This is a genomic window from Bosea sp. (in: a-proteobacteria) (genome assembly GCF_023953965.1).
GTDB lineage: Bacteria > Pseudomonadota > Alphaproteobacteria > Rhizobiales > Beijerinckiaceae > Allobosea.
The window spans coordinates 2,120,995-2,138,604 of record NZ_JAMLIX010000001.1 but is presented as its reverse complement, the minus strand read 5'-3'; the positions used below and the strand labels follow the sequence as shown (position 1 = coordinate 2,138,604).

Here is a 17,610-nt window from a genome sequence, read left to right as displayed (position 1 = left end):
GCGGTCGCATATCGCCGTGGCGAGGACAAGGGCAATCCGCTCGGCGCCCGAGCCACGGCTTCCGGGACGATCCACGGGCGAGCCACGCTCAGGGGGCTATTGGGCCTTCTTGCCGGTGGCGTCGAACTGCTTGAGATAGGCCAGCAGGTCGGCGACGCGCTTCTCGTCCTTGATCCCGGCATAGATCATCTTCGTGCCCGGCACCTTGCCGCGCGGGTTCTGGATGTATTCGGCGAAAGTCGCCTCGTTCCAGACCAGGCCGGAATCCTTCATCGCCGCGCTGTAGGTGTAGCCTTCGCGCGTGCCCGCCTTCTGCCCGATGACGCCGTTGAGGATGGGGCCGACCGTGTTCTTGGCCGTTTCTCCGATCTGATGGCAGGCACGGCATTGGGCAAAGACCTTCTCGCCGGCGGCAGCGTCCTGTGCATCGGCGGGCTGTGCGGCGAGGCCGAGCAGGGCAGCGCCGGCGAAAATCGCGAACTTCATCTCGGTATCTCCTATGGCTTCGGAGCGAACGGATTGACCCAGCCGCTGCCCTGCGCCGGCGCCTTCGGCGGAAAAGCCTGGGCGAGATAATCGAGCAGGGTCTTGCGCATCTCCGGGTCGGGCTCCGGCATGCCGTGCTTCTCGGCCATCCAGTTCAGCGTGTCGTCCCAGCGGGCCCGATCCATGCCCTGCCGGCCGACGACCTTCATCGAATGGCAACCGATGCAGTAGCCGAAGGTTTCGTCGCGGCCCGGAAAATCGGGCAGCGTCTCGGGGGTCTCCTCCTGGGCGAAGCCGGTGGAAGGGGCGAGGAGGATGGCCGCGAGAGCGGCCATCCGAAGCGATTGCGCACGCAACATCGTCAACCCACCAGGATCGCGATGCGGTGGAACGGGTTGGAGCCGTAGCCCTGCGGGTTCCAGTTCGTCGCGACATGCGGCTGGGCGACGCCGCGGGAATCCGTCGCGCGGGCCCAGAGCTCGAAATAGCCCTCGCTCGGCAGCGTCACCTTCCCGGTCCAGCGCACCCAGTCATAGCGGTTCTTCGGCTTGGCGAGCGTCATCGCATGCCAGCGCTGGCCGGCGTCGAAGGACACCTCCACCTTCGCGACCTCATGGTCGCCGGCCCAGGCCGCGCCGCGCAGGGCGACCTCGCGCGTCGCCGCGGGCAGGCGCGTGCCGTTGGCGGGCGCGCTGATGATCGAGCGCACCGGCATCGAGGTCAGGTCGGCGAAATTGGTCTTGCCGTCGGCATTCGAGCCGGGAACGATCGGAACCGTCGGCACGCGGTAGGAGGTGCCGCCCATGCCCTGTCCGTCATGCGGCGTGGCGCGGACCAGGATCCGGTTCAGCCATTTCGACGAGAGCGAGGCCGGCCAACCCGGCACGACGAGGCGCAGCGGGCCGCCATGGATATGCGGCAGCGGCTCGCCGTTCATCGCCCAGACGATCAATGAATGCGGCTCCAGCGCCTTCTCGATCGGCATGCCGCGCGAGACCGCGTCCTTGCCGGGGTCGCCGGAGAGATGCGGATCGGCGCCGAAATGGCCGGTGAACTTGGCCGAAGCCTTGAGCCCGGCCGCCTTCAGCACGTCGGCGAGGCGCACGCCGGTCCATTCTGCACAGCCGGCGCCGCCATTGGTCCACTGGTTGCCGCGCGCCGCCGGCGAGAAGAAGGAGCGGCCATTGCCGCCGCATTCCAGCACCATGCGGAAGCTGTGCGGGGTGAAGCGGGATTTCAGCTCCTTCACCGTCAGCGTCAAAGGCTTGTCGACCTCGCCCTCGATCTTGAGCTGCCAGCCGTCGACATCCGTGACCGGTTCGGGGATCTGGCCGTTGTTGCGGACGAAGAATTTCGCGATCGGCGTGGTGTCGTCGTCGAGCAGGCTCTCGGGCGTCTCGGCGACGAGGGGGCGGTCGCCGAGCAGGACCATACCCTTGTCCTTGCCGGGGTAGTCGAAGGGCTGCGGCCCCTTGGGCGGCGCGGCGGCCGGGGCGCCTTGGGCGGCAGCCGGCGAGACGGGGGACAGGCGGGTGAGACCGCCGGCAGCCAGGCCAAGCGCGGCGAGGCTGCTGCCGAGCACGAGACGTCGCGATGTACGGGGGGTATCAGCGGCGCCTGCGGCAGGCACGGCATCGGTATCGGCTGCGCCATCGCGCAGGTCTGCTTCATTCAGCATGGCGTTTCTCCGGAGGACATATTCCTCACTGGAGAGAACGCTTCAGGGCCTCGATTTATTCCAGGCCGAGAGAATCTTTTTTCAGCCGAGGCAGGCTGCTCCGACACTGTGGGCCTCGGCGAGCGCCGCGACCTGCTCGCGCGCAACGCCGGGCTCGTCGCGCGTGATCCGGGCGACGAGCGCAGCGATCCCGTCGAGGCGAGCCGGATCGACGCCGCGGCCCAGCAGGGCGTAGCTCGCGTGCGCGCCGCGCCAGGCACGGATCGCAAGGCCGTCGCGATCCTGCACCGCCGGCCGCGGCGGCAGCACCTCCTCGACGGGCGCGATCCAGAGGCCGACGCGGCAGCCGTTCGGCCCGACATAACCCGCCAGCATGCCGCCGCCCCGATGCCCCGACGGATCGAGCGAGAGATGCACGAGGCGCAGCGAGGCGAGCGACAGATCCGGCAGCGACCCGGCCTCGGTACCGGCGAGCTCGACCTCCAGACGCAGCGCCTCGCCGGGCGGGGTCTGGGCCAGCCAGAGCTGATGCGCGACGATCGCGGCGGAAAGCGACGAGCCCGACGCTGGCCGGTGGCCGATGCCGAGCGCGGCGGCTGCGATCAAAAGGGCGAAGCAGGCAACGACGGCCGAGGGCAACCGGCGCGCGAGGCGCGGGCGGGCTTGCGGCAGGACGACGGGCGGGGGCGAGATCGGTTCCGCCTCGGCGACGGCTGCACGAAGCTGCGTCAATGTCGCGACCTTCGCGGCGACCGCGTGATCGGCCGCGATCGCCGCCGCGACCCTGGCGGCGGCGGCGCGCGACAATTCGCCGTCGACATAGGCGTTCAGCAGCGGCCAGGAGATGTCTTCGCGATGGGTCACTTCATCACCTGGGCCGCCGGCGCCGCGATGCGAGAGGCCTGATATTGTCGTTCTCGATCGCCTCGAGGAGCGACAGGCGAGCACGGCTCAACCGGCTCATCACCGTACCGACGGGAATTGCGAGAATTTCGGCGGCCTCGGCGTATTTGAAACCGGCGAGTTCGACAAGCTCGATGATCTCGCGCTGCGCGGGCGCTATCACGCTCAAAGCCTGCTGCACCGATATCCTCGCGATCAGATGATCATCGTAGTGCCAGCCATGGCCCACGAGCTCATCCGCCGCGATATCCTCCGAAGCCTGGTTTCGACGGCGCTCGTCGATCCAGATGTTGCGCAGAATCGCGAACAGCCAGGCGCGAAGCCGGGCTTCCTCGTCGGGCGCAACGGCGCCCAGCGCCTTCACCGCACAGGATTGCAAAAGGTCGGAAGCCGCGTCACGGTTGCCGCTCAGACGATAGGCATAACCGAAGAGGCGATCCCAATTGTCACGGAGAGCACGCTCTACCGTTGCAGCGGACGTCTTCCTGACCATCGTTACCAGCCGCCCCCTTGGCAAAGCGCTGCATCGCCGATGCCTTCATTGTTAGCGAAATGACGATCTGGCCTTTCCCAAAAAAGATCTCAATCCGCAAAACATGAAAATGTGAGACAAACTGAAATTTCCCGGCGGCTAAAGCATCGGATGCGAAAAGTGAAATCCACTATTCGGAAAAATCCGATGCCCCGACAATAAGATAGATCATCGTTACCGCGCCGACAGGACGCGCGATGACCTAGAGCAATTCCGCGATTCTCCGAATCGCGGAATTGCTCCAGGTCTTTGTTTTATCGCATTTTCTTCACGCGAACCGGTGTCCACTTCGCTCGAAAATGCTCTAGAGATCCGTGCTCTGCGGCAGGATCACGAGGTCGCGGATGGTGACGTTGCGCGGGCGGGTCAGCATGAAATGCACGGCCTCCGCCACCTCCTCGGCCTCGATCAGGCCGCCGCGGGCGCGTTCGGCCTCGAGCTTCTCCTGCGGCCAGTCGGCGATCAGGGCCGTCACCACCGGGCCGGGCAGCACCGCCCCGACGCGCAGGCCGTGCGGGATGACCTGGCGGCGCAGCGTATGGACGAAAGCCTGCACGGCGTGTTTCGAGGCCGTGTAGACCGGCTCCCAGACCACCGGGACCACGCCGGCCACCGAGCTGGTGACGAGGATGTCGCCCGTCCTGCGCGCGATCATCTGCGGCAGAACGGCGTGGATGCTGCGGAAGACCGCATTGACGTTGAGGTTCAGCATCCGGTCCCAGGCGTCCGGGTCGCCCTCGCTCACCGGCCCGCCGACATAGGCGCCCGCATTGGCGTGGAAGATGTCGAGCGGACCCGCCTTGTCGAGGATCTGCGGCAGCATGCCCGCGACGGAAGCCGGATCGGTCAGGTCGACGACGAGCGGGATCGCCGCGCGGCCAAGCGGCGCCGAGACCCGCGCGAGGGCTTCACCGTCGCGGTCGATCAGGACGACGCGCGCCCCGGCGGTGATGAGCCGCCTGGCGCAGGCGAGCCCGATCCCCGAGGCCGCGCCGGTGATTGCGGCGATTTTTCCGGTCAGGTCCTGGGTCATCTCGGGGTCTCCGATGCGGCTTGGGTCCGGGCGAGCTGCCGCGCCGTGCGGGCCGCCGTCTGCAACGCCTCGAAAGCGGCATGGCGCCCGGCATGCCGCGCGGCGATCGCGCCCCCGGCCGGCAGGAAGACGGCGGCGCCCGGCGCCATGCCTTCCATCGCCCCGGCGAGGTCGGGGAAGATCGTCGCCGCCGTCGCGGCGAGCATGGCGGAGCCGAGCAGGACGGGATCGACCGCGTCCGGCACCAGCACGGGCAGGCCCGCGCAATCCGCCAGCAATTGCCGGATCAGGGGCTGGCGCCCGGCGCCGCCGCTGAGCACGATCGCCTCGATCACGGCGCCCTTGGCACGGCTCGTCTCGATGATCTGGCGCAGGCCGTAGCCGATCCCCGTGAGGCCCGCGACATAGAGCGCGACGAGATCGTCGAGGCTCCGCTCCATGCCGAGCCCGGCGATCACGGCGCGCGCCTGCGGGTCGGCATGGGGCGAGCGGTTGCCGAGGAAATCGGGCACGACGATCACCTCGCCGGCGAGACCGACCGCCTCCGACGGCCCGGCGACGGCGCCCGTCGCCTGCGCGGCGAGCCAGTCGGGCAGTGAAAGCCCCTCGGCTTCAGCCCGGCGCTGCGCCTCGGGCGCGGCCGGGTGGAAGCCGAGCAACTGCTCGATCGCGGCGCCGGCTCCCGATTGCCCGCCCTCGCTCAGCCAGAGGCCGGGCGCCATGGCGGAAAAGTAAGGTCCCCAGATGCCGGGAATGAAGATCGGCTCGCGGCTGCTCGCCATGGTGCAGGCCGAGGTGCCGAAGACATAGGCCATGCGGGTCAGCGCCGTGCCGTGCGGCGAGCGAACCCCGACCGAGCCGACGCCCCCGGCATGGGCATCGATCAGTCCCGCCGCGACGGCGATGCCCGGCTTCAGCCCGAGCTCGGCCGCGGCCTGTTCGGTCAGTCCGCTGCCCAGCGCGGTGCCGCCCGGCACGATCTCGGTGCCGATGCGGGCGAAGCCGCCATCGGCCAGGTCGCCGAGCCCGATCAGCCGGAAATAATCGGCGTCCCAACGGCTCTCATGGGCGAGATAGGTCCATTTGCAGGTGACGGTGCAGGTCGAGCGCGTGAGCGAGCCGCTGGCGCGCCATGTCAGGAAATCGGCGAGGTCGAGGAACTGCCACGCCGCTTCATAGGTCGCCGGCAGCTTCTGCTTCAGCCAGAGCAGCTTCGGCGTTTCCATCTCGGGCGAGATCGTACCGCCGACATAGGCGAGGACCGGGTGCTTCGTCGCGTTGATGCGCTCGGCCTGCTCGATGGCGCGGTGGTCCATCCAGACGATGATGTCGCGGTCGGCATCGCCATGCGGCCCGACAGGCAAAGGCGTCCCGCCCGGCCCGAGCACGACCAGCGAACAGGTCGCGTCGAAGCCGATGCCGGCGATATCGTCGGCTGCGAGACCGGCTTCCGCCATCGCCTCGCGCACGCTGGCGCAGACCGCCCGCCAGATATCCGCGCTGGACTGCTCGGCGATGTCGGGACCGTCGCGATGGAGCGCGATCTCGCGCTTGCCCGTCGCGACCATGCGCCCCCGCCCGTCGAAGATGCCGGCCCGGGCGCTGCCGGTGCCGACATCGATGCCGATGACGTGCCCGCGCATCTCAGGCGGCGGCGCGGTTTTGCGGGCCGGCGCGGCTGCCATCCGGGTTGCGCAGATAGACGCCGCGCTCGAGCTGCTGGCGGCGCAGCTCCTCGACGTCGATATCGGCCGGCGGCCGGTTGCCGCGCACCGAGATCTTGGCGGCGCGGCCGGCGGCCTCGCCCATCGCCATGCAGGTCGCCATGACGCGGATCGCGCCCATCGCCTCGTGCGTCGCCGAGATGCTGCGCCCGGCGACGAGCAGGTTGCCGATCTTCCGCGGCACCAGCGAACGATAGGGGATGTCGTAGCAGTCGCCGCACCAGATCAGCGTGCAGCCGTCGTCGGCCGGGCGGTGGATGTCGATCGGATAGCTCGCCACCGCGATCGCGTCGTCGAAATGCTTGCAGGCGAGCACGTCCTCCTGCGTCATCACGTATTGGCCGACGATGCGGCGCGTCTCGCGGATGCCGAGGAAGGGCGCGGTCTTGGTGAAATAGGCTTTCTCGAAGCCCGGCACATAGCCGACGAGATAGGCGACGATGTCGTCGATCTGGGCGCGGCCCTCGATCTCGCCCTTGGTCAGGCTGCGGGCGTCGGTGCCGTCCGTGCCCTTGACGCGGGTCATGTTGATCCAGACCTCGCCCTTCTTCAGCCCGGTGATGATGATGGTGCGCTCGTTGGGGATCTGGAGGCCGCGCTCTTCCTTGGCCTTAGCCATCAGCTCGCGCAGGCCGACGACGATGAACTGCTGGTTCTGGCCGAAATATTCGGCGGGAATGAAGTCGGTGAGATAGGTGCGCGCCGCCGGCGGGGCGTTGGCGATGGAGAGCCTGAGCGCATCAGTGTCGACGCCTGCGAGGCAGAACATCAGCGTCGGCGGCTGCATGCCGCCCTCGGCATTGCCCTTCTCGGTCGGGACGCCGGCGCTGTAGGCGACGTCGGCATCGCCGCTGCAATCGATCACGACCTTGGCGAGGATGGCGCTGCGGCCGCTCTTGCTCTCGGTGATCACGCCGCGGATCGTGTCGTTCTCGACCAGCGCCCCGGCGAAGAAGGTGTAGAACAGCACGTCGACGCCGGCTTCGGTCAGCATTTCGAGCGCGACGGTCTTCACCGCTTCCGGCTCGACCAGCGTGATGCCCATATGCAGCGGACAGGGCCGGTGCTCGCTCGCGCCATCCCTCTCCCTGCGCAGCCTCTCGATGAACTTCTGCGGCAGCCCGTCGATGATCTGGTTGCCCTTCTGGCCGAGGAAGCCGAGCACCGGCAGGCCGATCGTCATGTTGCCGCCGACGAAGCTGCGGCTCTCGATCAGCCCGACGCTGAGGCCGTCCTCGCAGGCCGCCAGCGCCGCCGTGATGCCCGAGGGGCCGCCGCCGACGACGAGCACATCGTATTCGGCAGAGACGGGGATGGAGCGGGCCGGCTCCTCGATGAAGCGGGTCGCGGCGGTCGACATGATGGTTGGGTCCTTCAGGATGCGATGATGATGTCGGACGGCCGCGGAGCGACATGCGCCCCGCGGCCAATCAGCGAGGATCAGGCCGGCATCATCGGCTTGACGCGCTCGATGATGGCGGAGACGGCGTCCTTGACCGGCTTGCGGCCGAGCACGGCGAGCTGGACCTCCTCGAGGAAGGTCGCCTGGGCGCGCGCCGCTTCCGGGAAGGGCGGGAAGGCGCCGCGCGCCGTCGCCAGCACCTTCGCCTCGACGGCGGCGAGCGGATTGCCGGCCTTCAGCTTCTCGTCGGCATAGGTCGAGACGCGGACCGGGCCGTTGCCGTTGAGCGCCATGCCGAGCGTCACGCGCTTGCTCGAGACCTCCCTGATGAAGCTCCAGGCCAGCGCCTTGTCCTTGGCGTTCTTCGGGATCGACATCGCCCAGGCTTCGACGACGGAGGCCATCGGCATCTTGCCCTGGATCGCGGTCGAGCCCGGGAAGGGCACGGCCTTGATCTTGCCGGGGAACTTGCTCTGCTCGGCATTGTTGAGCTGCGCGCCCCGCGCGAAGGGCAGCACGGTGAAGGCGGCGCGGCCCTGCTGGAGCCAGGTCACCTGGTCGTCGTTCTTGGTCGTCGCATAGCTGCGCGGCAGGCTGCCGGCCTCGAACATGCCGCGCAGGGCGTCAAGCCCCTGCTCCAGCGCCTCGCGGTTCGGCACCAGCTTGAGATCGGGGCTGATGAAATCGCCGCCATAGGCGCGGGCGAACATCACCGGGAAGACGGCGAGGTCGCTCGCCAGCACCATGCCGGTGACCGGCGTGCCGGCCTTGGAGGTGAAGGTCGTCTTCTTCGCCTGCGCGATCAGCTCCTCCAGCGTCGTCGGCGGGGCTAAGATGCCGGCCTCCTCCAGCAGCGCCTCGTTGTAGAACAGCCCCTGCGTGGCGTGGCGCACGGGGATGCCGATCAGCTTGCCGTCGACCGTCATGCCCTGGACGAGGCCGGGCGCGATGTCGCCGAAATCCTCGATCGCCTCCTTGGCCTGATAGGGGCCGAGCGGCTCGAACAGCGCGGCGATCTGCGAGGTCGGGCGGTTGTCGATCAGATAGCCGACGCCGTATTCGGTCTCGTTCAGGCTCGCCTCGCGGAAGAGCCGGTCCTGCAACGGATTCGAGTCGAAGGTGGTGAAGGCGATCTCGGCGTCGTTGGCCTTGCGCCAGCCCGCCATCAGATCGCCCTCGCCGCTGCCGAGTACGGTCTGGTGGACCTTGTGGCTGAGCACGTTCAGCGTCTTGCCGGCGGCGAAGGCGGGCCGGGCGGCGAGCGCCGCCGCCATTCCGGCCGAGCCGGCGACGAATGCGCGCCGGGTGATCTTCGTTCCCTGGTGTTTCAACATGGTTTCCTCCTTCTGGTGGTTGGCTACCCCTTCGTCGAACCGGCGGTGAGGCCGGCCACGAGGTAGCGGTTCATGAAGACGACGAAGACGAGGACGGGCACGAGCTGCACCGTCGAGGCGGCGAAGAGGATCCCCCAGTCGACCCCGTCGATGGAGCCGATCATCTCGGAGATCACCAGCGGCGCGGTCTTGGCCTTCGTCGCGGTGAAGACGAAGGCGAAGAGGAATTCGTTCCAGGAGAAGACGATGACGAAGACCGCGACCGCCAGCACGCCCGGCATCGCCAGCGGCGCGACGATCCTGCGCAGGATGGTCATGCGGCTCGCCCCGTCGATGGCGGCCGCCTCGTCGAGCTCGCGCGGGATCTGGTCCATGAAGGTGCGCATCAGCACCGTGCCGAGCGAGACGAAGAAGGTGGCGTAGAGCAGGATCAGCACCAGATGCGTGTCGCTGAGGCCGAGCGCGTTGACGATCGGGAACAGCGGCAGCGTCACCACGATCGGCGGGATCAGCCGCACGACGATCAGTCCGCCGAGGCTGGCGCCGAGCCAGCGCCCGGAATGGCGCGAATAGACATAGCCGGCGCAGGCGCTGGCGACGATGGCAAGTAGCGTCGCGCCGGTGGTGATCAATAGGCTGTTGAGGAGCCCGTCGAAGAACACGCCCCAGGAGCGCCAGAGCTCGGCGTAGTGCTTGAAGGTCGGGGTGAACAGCCATTTCGGCGGCACGGCGAAGATGTCCTGCCCCGGCTTCAGCGACGACAGGGCGATGAACAGGATCGGGAACAGCGACCAGAACAGGATCGCGGCGACCGCGACCGCCTTGCCGAGCCCGGTCAGCAGGCGCTCAATGCGCATGGCCGAGCCCTCCGCGCCTGAGCAGGAGGATGTAGGCGCCCGCCAGCACGAGCGAGACCACGACCATGATCCAGGCGGTCGCGGCGGCCGAGCCGAAGGCGTTGAAGGTGAAAGCCTCCTGATAGAGGTAGATCGCCACCACCTCGGTCGAGCGCGCCGGGCCGCCCTTGGTCAGCAGCCAGGCTTCCGAGAACAGGCGGAAGGCGAAGATGTAGCGGAACAGCAGCGCGATCAGCATCGCCGGGCCGAGCAGCGGCAGCGTCACGCGGCGAAAGGCCTGCCAGCGCGTCGCGCCGTCGATCCGCGCGGCCTCGTAAAGCTCGGCGGGAATGGCAAGCCGCGCCGCATAGACGATGACGAAGGTGAAGGGCAGGTGCAGCCAGATCGTCAGAAGGCCGATCAGGACCATCGCGTGCGAGGGCTCGAACGACCAGTCGAGCGTCGGCAGGCCAAGCGCCCGGAGCGCCAGCGTGACCGGCCCGGCATCGGGATCGAACAGGAAGCGCCACATCACCACGGCCGTGACCTCGCTGACGGCATAGGGCGCGAGCACGGCGACGAGCAGGAAACGCCGGAACGGCAGGCCGCTGGCGAATAGCAGCGCCATGCCGAGCCCGATGGCGAGCTCCAGATGCACCGCAACGACGACGAGGACGACCGTGTTGAAGAGCGCGCTGTGAAACGCCGGATCGGCGAGAACGCGCCCATAGTTCTGAAGGCCGACGAAGCTCGGCGCCTGGCCGAAGCTCGAGGTGTTCAGGCTCAGCCAGACGACATAGAGCGACGGCAGCACGATCACGCTCAGGATGAGCAGATGCACCGGCGCCAGCAGCGGTAATATCCGTGCCGTTCTCTCGAGCTGCACGCGTTCCTCCACAATGTCATTCGGTCCGGGCTCTGTCGGCCCGGTGGCTCGGCTGTCGGTCAGTGCACCGCCTTGGGCGAGGCGGATGGTCTCTCCGGGTTCGGACGCGGATCGGAAGCCCGGCCGTTGCCGCGTTCGGCCGCGGCAGTGAGATCGCGCACGGAATCGCGGGCCTGCAGGCTCGCCTGCAGCACGGTATGTCCGGGCGGCGCCCCGTCCCCCGCCATGCGGGCGCGCAGGCGGTTCCAGGCGGCTTCCGCGATCTCCGCGATCGGCTGGCGGATCGCGGTCAGACCCGTCCGGCGCGCGCTCATCCAGGGATAGTCGTCGAAGCCGACGACCGAGACGGGATCGGGGATGTCGATCTGCACCCGGGCCAGCGCCGAGAGCGTGCTCAGCGTCGTGACGTTGGTGAGCGCGATGACGGCGCTCGGCTGCGTGTGCCGCTCCAGCCAGTGCAGGAAGGCGGCGGCGCCGCGGTCGGCGTTCGAGCCGAGCTCGATGACGGTCGGCTTGCGGTCGAGCATCGTCCCGATCAGCTCGCAGGCGCCGCGGGCGCGCTCGCGGATCGGCGAGATGGCGAGGCTGGAGGCCGCGACCAGGATGTCGCGATGGCCCTTGGCGAGGAGGTGGCGGGCGGCGATCTCGCCGGCCTCGCGGTTGTCGATCGCCACGGTGTCGACGACCGAGCCCTCGGGCGGCACGCGGTCGGCGAAGACGATCGGCAGCCGCCCGACCTTGCCGCGCAGCGCGTCGGGAACCGCATCCGAGCAGGGGACCGCGATCAGCCCCGAGGGCCGCCAGGCGAGCAGGGTGCGCAGCCGCGATTGCTCCAGCCCGAGATCGTCGCGGGAACTGGCGACGAGGATGTCGTAGCCGTCCTTCTGCGCCAGCACCTCGAGCTGCGAGACCAGCGAGGTGAAGAAGACGTCGTCGAGATCGGGCACCAGCACGCCGACGACGCGAGCCTGGCCCGAGCGCAACTGGGACGCGGCGCGGTCGACCTGATAGGCGAGCTCGCCGGCAGCCTTCAGCACGCGCTCGCGCAGATCGGCGTTGACCGGCTTGTTGCCGCTGAAGACGTTCGAGACCGTCGCGGTCGAAACGCCCGCGCGAGCTGCGACATCCCGGATCGTGACGCGTCCCTTGTCCATCAAGCGCCTGTTAAACGTTTAACTGTAAAACGTTTAACAGGCTTTGCGGCGAGGGACAAGAGCGTTTCCGCCGCAACCCGCCAGGGCGGGCGACATCTCCCCGCTGCTGAGCCGGCGTCTTTACGAGCTGCGACGGATTCCGGGGAAATCGAAACGATAAGTGGACCTCACGGCTGCGAAGGCTGCCCGGCCGCCCGATCGAGCTTCAACCGTTGCCGGGCGTTGCGACGTGTTGGCGCATGAGCGCCTCGGCCAAGTCGGCATCGCGCTTTTGCAGGGCCCGGACGATCTGCCGGTGTTCCTCGACAGCTCCTTCGTAATGATCCGGGATTTGCCCCGTCCGGGCCCGATAGAGTCTCAAGCTTGCGACCCTCCAAGCGGCTCAGCGCTTCGCGCAACGGTCCACGGCTGATGCATATCGAAGAGAAGGGCCGCAGCGTGCGCCGGCCCGATCTGACGGTCGCCGTCCAGGACCACACCGTCTCGACCCTGCCCGGGCACCGGACCTCGGACCATATCGAGGCGATGCGCGGAGCTGAACGGCACGGCTTTCGGCTCTTCGACGTCGACGATCCCGAGCAGGGCATCGTCCATGTCGTCTCGCCCGAGCTCGGCATCGCGCCCTGCCGGGCCTGACGCTGGCCTGCCCCGAAAGCCACGCCTCCACGGTCGGCGCGCTTGGAACGCTCGCCTTCGGCTGCGGCACGACCGAGCTGGAGCATGTCTTCGCGACCCTTGTCTTGCTTCATGCGGCCTCGGACCGCTCCTGCGGCGTCAGATAGGCATTCCGGAAGGTCGTCATCACATGCCCGACCATGTCGCGGGCGATGTGGAGTTGATCGTCCTGGAAGGCGATCGCCCGCGGCGAGTTCAGCACGATCTCGTAGCTCGGGAAGTAATCGACGAAGTCGAAGCGGCGGAACAGCTCCTCGGCGACCGCCCGCAGCACCGATTTGGACGCGCTGTTGGCGACGATGACGTCCGCATCCTTGAAGGTCGCGCCGAACGGCACCGGCGAAACCGTGACGACGAAGCGCATATCCGGGTGGCAATGCTCGCGGATCAGCCCGATGATCTCCAGCATGTCGGCGAGCGTCGCATCATAGCCGTAGTCGACGAAGCGGAAGCGGTCCGGCATCCGCTGCAGCCAGGCCGGGCCTGGATGCGCGTTCATGGCGAGGCCGGTCTCGGCGTCGAGCCAGGTCTCGGTCAGGCCGAGCGTGAAGAAGCACAGCCGCGCCTGCCTGATCTGCGCGGTCGCATCAGCCAGGCGCCTGCGGTTGGCGAAGGCGGTCTCGCGATCGAGCAGCCTTAAGCCGCTGGCATGCGGATCGAACCACTGCCCGGAAGCGAGCTCGATCAGCCCGTCATCCGGATAGCTCTCGCCGAGCAGGACGCGCTTCAGCTCATGGGTCATCGAGCGGACCGAGTATTTGTTGAGCGCGCCGCGGGACAATTGGCCGCGATCGGCACCGCCGCCGCGGCCGGTCTCCTCGTTCCAGCTCTCGAAATGCTCGGCCGGCACCCCGTGGCCGTCGAGCAGCAGCCTGAGGCCGCGCATCATCAGGATGTTCTCGACCTCGCGCGCAAAGCACGAGCCCATGGTGAAGATCGGCCAGGACGGATCGATCCTGAATTTCGGCTTGTGCTCCACGGCCAGATAGTCGCCCGTGGTCAGGCGCTCCCTGGCCATCTTCTCCGGCTTGCCGGAGATCCAGCCGCGCACGGGGTTGCCGCGCATGATCGAAAGTGCGGTACCTGCATCGTATTCGATCTTCATGATCGTCTCCTGATGGGTGCAATCGACGGGTTGCACAGCCCTCACATCCGATGGGGAACGCCGTTCCGGTCGAGGAAATCGCGCATCCGGTCGTAGGATGCGGCATAGCTCTTCGCGAGGCCGGCGAGCGCCGCCTCCCGATAGACCGCGCGCCAGCCGCCTTCCGCCAGGGCCGCCTCCGGCACGACCGGGATCTTCAGCGTCTCGGCCAGCTCCTGGCTGCGCGTGTCATAGGCGACCAGCACGCCGGGCACGCCATGGGCAACGGCCGGCAGCACGCCATGGACGCGATAGCCCACGGCGAGATCGAGCGAGCGGGCGAAGGCGTCGTAATGCTCGACGTCGAAGAAGGAGAACAGCTGCTTCTCGTAGATCCGGCGCATAGCGGGGTCGTCCGGCCCGTTCCACCAGCCGGTCCTGACGAATTCGGCGACCGCCTTCTCCTTGGCTGCAGGATCGCGCAGGAAGAACGCCTTCTCCTCATGCTCGCCATGCGAGGACATCACCATCTCGCTCTGGGCATCGACCTTGAGCAGGGCGGCCTTCTGGTTGCTGAGATAGGCTTCCGGATCGGCGGTGTAGCTCTTGTCGGCCTCGCGGCGCAGGCTGAACGCGACCTTGCGGATATCGCGCTGGTCGGGAACGCGGATCCCAAGGTCGCGGTTGCGGGTGCGGAAGATCGAGGGGCAGCCCACCACCTCGACATTGCGGATGCCGTTCTGCCGCAGGGTCTCGGCGCTGAAGGCGCCCCGGACGCCGATGGCGGCCGAGCGCTCGGCCACGATCGACCAGAAGCGCCGCGACGCCTCGGGAAGCTCGATCCTGCGGTTCTGGCTCGCCTGGGCGCCGACGCCGATGGCGTAGACCGGCAGCTTCACCTTCTCCAGCACCTCGACGGCGCGGAACCACTCCATGTTCTCGTGGATGAAGTTCGAGCCGCGCACGAAGACGAAGTCGAACTCGCTGGCATAGCGCGCGATGTCGGCTTCGGTCGGCGCCATGATCTTCATCGGCTCCAGATGCGCGTAGCGCAGGAGCTTCAGCGTCGAATCGTAGACGATCATGTCGCCGATGTTGAAGTAGTCGCCGAGCAGCTTCTCCACCGGGACGCGGTACCAGCGCACCTTGTCGTGGTCGTAGACCTCGCCGGCCGGATAGATCACCAGCGCGCGCAGCCTGGTCTCGGTCGGGATCGGGCGCAGGTTCGAGCCGGGAGCGAGCGTGCCCGTGGCGGCGTCGGCGACCGCGATCGAGCGAAGCCGCCGCTCGGGCAAGCGCGGCAGCGGGATCGCCAGCTCCGCGACATCGGCCTCGCCGGTGACGATCGCGCCGGGCTGGATCGTCGCATAGTCCTGCCCGTCGAGCACCAGCCTGAGCGCCGGCCAGCTTCGATCAGGCCGGCGGCCGACGCAGACGACGATCTCGTCGGTGGTCGCCCGCAGGATTCTGGTGGCGCTATCCAGGGCAGCGGCGGATGCGGGCGAAGGCACGGGCGCGTTCATGAGCCCTCCTTGACGAAACGAAGTTTCAGGCGGACCAGATCGCGATCGGGGCCGAGCTTGCAGCCGGTGACGTGCATCCGCGTCATGAACAGATAGGCGGTGTCGCCCGTCGTCTGGAAATTGCGCGAGCGCGACTGCGGGTCGGCGATGGCGCCGTAGCCGTAGCGCTGCCGGTCGCCGCAGTTCCTGCTCCACATCGTCGGATGCACGATGAGCGTCTGCAGCGGCGACCAGCGGATCAGATCGTCGGACCAGCTATAGGCGACGCGGCCGCCCGCGATGTTCCGGTGCGGGTCCGGGCCGAGATGGAAGAGGGCGAGCCATTTTCCGCTCGCCTCGTGCCGGGTGACGGAGCCGACCGTGGTCGGCAATTCCTCGAGCGTCCGGCACGGCCGTGCCCGGCTCAGATCGTCGCGATAGGGGTCGACCGCGGGAATCGTGAAGTCCTGCCCGTCGAAGGCGCGCCACGCCGTCGGGTCCCTGACATCCGTCGACCGGAACAGGCAGACGCCGTGCTTCTGGCCTTCTCCTCCCGTGGTCGCGATCAACGCATACCAGGCGCCGTCCTTCTCGACGATGTTCGAGGGGTTGAAGAAGCCGCGATGCCGGCCCTGGTCGACATCCTGCCTGTAGGGCGGCGCCGCCACGAGCGGGCGCGGCTCGTCGGTCCTGAAGCTGCGTCCGCCATCGTCCGACCGCGCGGCGGTGACGACGTTGTACCAGCAGCTCATCGCATCCTTGAACCGGCAGGCGCCCGGATGCTTGTCGGCATGGTACTCGGCATGCACCAGCGCCTGGACGTGGCGCCCGTCGTCGGTCCAGGTCGCGGCGATCCAGCTCTTGTCGCTGAAGGCGCTCGGATCGGCGCTGTTCTTCGCCTCGAAGGAGACGGCGCAGCTCTTGCGGATCGAGGACAGCTCGGCGCCGATCAGCGGGCGGCTGCGGTAGTGGCTGGCGAAGGCGACGACCTCGCCCTTGTCGTCGCGGAAGGCGCGCAACGGCGCGTCCGGCAGGTCCCATTCCTCGCAACGCTCGCGCGCCCAGGAAACCACCGTCTCCTCCTCGGCACCGGGCGCGACCTCGAGCCGGTAGCCCGGCGCCTGCGCCCATGCGGCCGGAGGCGAGAGCAGCAGGCATGCCGCCGGCAGCGCCGCGCGCAGGGTTCGGGCGCCGCTCATGCGACCTTCCGCTGCGGTTCGCGCGCGCGCGGCACCATCTTGTTGGCGACGCCGTTCTCGACGAGGAAGTCGCGCATCTGCCCGTAGACCCGGGCATAAGCCGCGTTGAAGCGGTCGAAGCGCGCCTGCTCCCAGTAGTCCTCCAGCCGGAAGTTCCGGCCGGCGAAGACGTCGAAGCTCGGAATCGCGAAGGTGTCCGCGAATTCGACGGTGCGGCTGTCATAGGTGAAGTAGATCGAGGGCGTGCCGTTGGCGAGCGCCATCAGATTGCCGTGCAGCCGATAGCCGAGCACGAGATCGAGCCCGCGCACCAGCCGCTGATACTCCGCGACGACGTCGGAATAGAACATCCGGCTCCGGTAGAGGCCCGCCACCTGCTCGTCGAGATACCAGTTGCTCGCCCACTCGTTCTCCTTCAGCGCGGCAAGCGCCGCGGCCTTCTGCTCGGGCGTGCCGAGGGCGAGCTTCTTCTCCTCGGCCTCGCCCTGCGACATCAGCGTGACCTCGAAACGGTCCGCCATCGCCTTCACCAGATCGCGGTGGAAGGTGAGGTAGCGCCTGATGTCCTGCGCATAGGTCTTGGAGACCTCGCGCCGCAGCGTGACGCCGGCGGTCCTGACCTGGTCGAGCGGCGGCAGGCGGATCGCGAGATTGGGATCGTTGTTCCGGAACGCGGTCGGGCAGCCGATGATGCGGACATTCCCGATCCCGAGATCGTTCAGCACCTCGGCCGAATAGGTGCCGCGCACGCCGAGCGAGGCGGTCGAATCCGCGATCAGCCTGAGGACCGTCCTGGTCGCCTCGCTCAGCTCCAGCTTGCCGCTCACCGGCGCCTGCGCACCGATGCCGAAGGCGATGACCGGAATCTTCAGACGGCGCAGCACCTCCGGCGCCTGCGCCCAGTCCATCTCGGCATGGATGTAGTTCGAGCCGCGCAGAAAGACGTAATCGTACTCGGCATTGAGCCGGTCGATCATCGCCGGATCGACACGGTCGATCGGCAGTTCGTCGAGCGCCTCGAAATCGAGCAGCTTCAGCGAGGAATCGAAGACGAAGGCGTCGCCGATGTTGTGGTAGTGGTCGATATGGGCGGCGAGATTGGCGTAGTCGTACCAGCGCACATTGTCGTGGTCATAGACCTCCCCGGAGGGGCTGATGACGAGGATGCGGGCCATGGACGGT

19 protein-coding genes are annotated in these 17,610 nt (G+C 68.0%); 2 read left to right on the top strand and 17 right to left on the bottom strand.

The features are described 5' to 3' along the window. Positions 1-96: 96 nt before the first annotated feature. The 13 genes from M9917_RS09830 to M9917_RS21755 all read right to left on the bottom strand — a co-directional run bounded on the left by M9917_RS09830 (position 97) and on the right by M9917_RS21755 (position 12,329). Positions 97-486, bottom strand: coding sequence for a c-type cytochrome (locus M9917_RS09830; RefSeq protein WP_297253186.1), 390 nt, complete (start codon positions 484-486; stop codon positions 97-99). Between the two features lie 11 nt (positions 487-497). After that, complete coding sequence (locus tag M9917_RS09825) at positions 498-821, bottom strand: hypothetical protein (RefSeq protein ID WP_297253184.1); 324 nt, start codon at positions 819-821, stop codon at positions 498-500. Positions 822-847: 26 nt separating this feature from the next. Beyond that, positions 848-2,164 carry a sulfite oxidase gene (locus M9917_RS09820; RefSeq protein WP_297253182.1) on the bottom strand — a complete coding sequence of 439 codons (1,317 nt, stop codon included), beginning with the start codon at positions 2,162-2,164 and terminating at the stop codon, positions 848-850. A gap of 81 nt (positions 2,165-2,245) precedes the next feature. Next, positions 2,246-3,028 carry an anti-sigma factor gene (locus tag M9917_RS09815; RefSeq protein ID WP_297253180.1) on the bottom strand — a complete coding sequence of 261 codons (783 nt, stop codon included), beginning with the start codon at positions 3,026-3,028 and terminating at the stop codon, positions 2,246-2,248. A gap of 4 nt (positions 3,029-3,032) precedes the next feature. Beyond that, entirely contained in the window at positions 3,033-3,560 is a 528-nt protein-coding gene (locus M9917_RS09810) for an RNA polymerase sigma factor (RefSeq protein WP_297253179.1), read from the bottom strand. A gap of 343 nt (positions 3,561-3,903) precedes the next feature. Next, positions 3,904-4,632 carry an SDR family oxidoreductase gene (locus tag M9917_RS09805; protein ID WP_297253177.1) on the bottom strand — a complete coding sequence of 243 codons (729 nt, stop codon included), beginning with the start codon at positions 4,630-4,632 and terminating at the stop codon, positions 3,904-3,906. After that, a complete protein-coding gene (locus tag M9917_RS09800) occupies positions 4,629-6,275 on the bottom strand; it encodes an FGGY-family carbohydrate kinase (RefSeq protein ID WP_297253176.1) in 1,647 nt (548 codons plus the stop codon). Before M9917_RS09800 ends, M9917_RS09805 begins: the two co-directional genes overlap by 4 nt. A 1-nt stretch (position 6,276) precedes the next feature. Then, entirely contained in the window at positions 6,277-7,716 is a 1,440-nt protein-coding gene (locus M9917_RS09795) for an FAD-dependent oxidoreductase (RefSeq protein ID WP_297253174.1), read from the bottom strand. Positions 7,717-7,796: 80 nt separating this feature from the next. Continuing rightward, complete coding sequence (locus tag M9917_RS09790) at positions 7,797-9,092, bottom strand: ABC transporter substrate-binding protein (protein ID WP_297253172.1); 1,296 nt, start codon at positions 9,090-9,092, stop codon at positions 7,797-7,799. A gap of 23 nt (positions 9,093-9,115) precedes the next feature. After that, entirely contained in the window at positions 9,116-9,949 is an 834-nt protein-coding gene (locus M9917_RS09785) for a carbohydrate ABC transporter permease (RefSeq protein ID WP_297253170.1), read from the bottom strand. Further along, positions 9,939-10,814, bottom strand: a complete 876-nt coding sequence (locus M9917_RS09780) for a carbohydrate ABC transporter permease (RefSeq protein WP_297253169.1) — start codon at positions 10,812-10,814, stop codon at positions 9,939-9,941. Before M9917_RS09780 ends, M9917_RS09785 begins: the two co-directional genes overlap by 11 nt. 59 nt (positions 10,815-10,873) lie before the next feature. Further along, positions 10,874-11,968, bottom strand: coding sequence for a LacI family DNA-binding transcriptional regulator (locus M9917_RS09775; protein ID WP_297253167.1), 1,095 nt, complete (start codon positions 11,966-11,968; stop codon positions 10,874-10,876). A gap of 205 nt (positions 11,969-12,173) precedes the next feature. Continuing rightward, a complete protein-coding gene (locus M9917_RS21755) occupies positions 12,174-12,329 on the bottom strand; it encodes an FCD domain-containing protein (RefSeq protein WP_367273916.1) in 156 nt (51 codons plus the stop codon). A gap of 50 nt (positions 12,330-12,379) precedes the next feature. On the opposite strand from M9917_RS21755, the gene M9917_RS09770 reads away from it, so the two are divergent. Continuing rightward, positions 12,380-12,604, top strand: a complete 225-nt coding sequence (locus M9917_RS09770) for a hypothetical protein (protein WP_297253165.1) — start codon at positions 12,380-12,382, stop codon at positions 12,602-12,604. Beyond that, positions 12,592-12,750 (top strand): aconitase family protein, encoded by a 159-nt coding sequence (locus M9917_RS21750; RefSeq protein ID WP_367273921.1) that lies wholly within the window; start codon positions 12,592-12,594, stop codon positions 12,748-12,750. Before M9917_RS09770 ends, M9917_RS21750 begins: the two co-directional genes overlap by 13 nt. On the opposite strand, the gene M9917_RS09765 is transcribed toward M9917_RS21750, so the two are convergent. From M9917_RS09765 to M9917_RS09750, 4 genes are read right to left on the bottom strand one after another with little or no spacing between them, the layout of a single operon-like run. Beyond that, positions 12,714-13,748 (bottom strand): GSCFA domain-containing protein, encoded by a 1,035-nt coding sequence (locus M9917_RS09765; RefSeq protein WP_297253163.1) that lies wholly within the window; start codon positions 13,746-13,748, stop codon positions 12,714-12,716. The two genes, M9917_RS21750 and M9917_RS09765, sit on opposite strands and share 37 nt — an antisense overlap. A gap of 41 nt (positions 13,749-13,789) precedes the next feature. Next, on the bottom strand, positions 13,790-15,250 hold the full coding sequence (locus M9917_RS09760; protein WP_297253161.1) for a polysaccharide pyruvyl transferase family protein: 1,461 nt from the start codon (positions 15,248-15,250) through the stop codon (positions 13,790-13,792). Then, the gene (locus M9917_RS09755) at positions 15,247-16,428 is read right to left on the bottom strand and encodes a hypothetical protein (RefSeq protein WP_297253160.1); all 1,182 of its coding nucleotides are present in this window, start codon (positions 16,426-16,428) and stop codon (positions 15,247-15,249) included. Before M9917_RS09755 ends, M9917_RS09760 begins: the two co-directional genes overlap by 4 nt. Beyond that, on the bottom strand, positions 16,425-17,603 hold the full coding sequence (locus M9917_RS09750) for a polysaccharide pyruvyl transferase family protein (RefSeq protein WP_297253158.1): 1,179 nt from the start codon (positions 17,601-17,603) through the stop codon (positions 16,425-16,427). Before M9917_RS09750 ends, M9917_RS09755 begins: the two co-directional genes overlap by 4 nt. Positions 17,604-17,610: the final 7 nt, after the last annotated feature.

Coding starts and splice junctions, on each gene's coding strand:
- M9917_RS09785 (WP_297253170.1), bottom strand. CDS start 9,949: ATGCGCATTGAGCGCCTGCTGACCGGGCTCGGCAAGGCGGTCGCGGTC.
- M9917_RS09765 (WP_297253163.1), bottom strand. CDS start 13,748: ATGAAGATCGAATACGATGCAGGTACCGCACTTTCGATCATGCGCGGC.
- M9917_RS09800 (WP_297253176.1), bottom strand. CDS start 6,275: ATGCGCGGGCACGTCATCGGCATCGATGTCGGCACCGGCAGCGCCCGG.
- M9917_RS09795 (WP_297253174.1), bottom strand. CDS start 7,716: ATGTCGACCGCCGCGACCCGCTTCATCGAGGAGCCGGCCCGCTCCATC.
- M9917_RS09820 (WP_297253182.1), bottom strand. CDS start 2,164: ATGCTGAATGAAGCAGACCTGCGCGATGGCGCAGCCGATACCGATGCC.
- M9917_RS09750 (WP_297253158.1), bottom strand. CDS start 17,603: ATGGCCCGCATCCTCGTCATCAGCCCCTCCGGGGAGGTCTATGACCAC.
- M9917_RS09830 (WP_297253186.1), bottom strand. CDS start 486: ATGAAGTTCGCGATTTTCGCCGGCGCTGCCCTGCTCGGCCTCGCCGCA.
- M9917_RS09770 (WP_297253165.1), top strand. CDS start 12,380: ATGCATATCGAAGAGAAGGGCCGCAGCGTGCGCCGGCCCGATCTGACG.
- M9917_RS09810 (WP_297253179.1), bottom strand. CDS start 3,560: ATGGTCAGGAAGACGTCCGCTGCAACGGTAGAGCGTGCTCTCCGTGAC.
- M9917_RS09825 (WP_297253184.1), bottom strand. CDS start 821: ATGGCCGCTCTCGCGGCCATCCTCCTCGCCCCTTCCACCGGCTTCGCC.
- M9917_RS09755 (WP_297253160.1), bottom strand. CDS start 16,428: ATGAGCGGCGCCCGAACCCTGCGCGCGGCGCTGCCGGCGGCATGCCTG.
- M9917_RS09760 (WP_297253161.1), bottom strand. CDS start 15,250: ATGAACGCGCCCGTGCCTTCGCCCGCATCCGCCGCTGCCCTGGATAGC.
- M9917_RS09775 (WP_297253167.1), bottom strand. CDS start 11,968: ATGGACAAGGGACGCGTCACGATCCGGGATGTCGCAGCTCGCGCGGGC.
- M9917_RS09805 (WP_297253177.1), bottom strand. CDS start 4,632: ATGACCCAGGACCTGACCGGAAAAATCGCCGCAATCACCGGCGCGGCC.
- M9917_RS09790 (WP_297253172.1), bottom strand. CDS start 9,092: ATGTTGAAACACCAGGGAACGAAGATCACCCGGCGCGCATTCGTCGCC.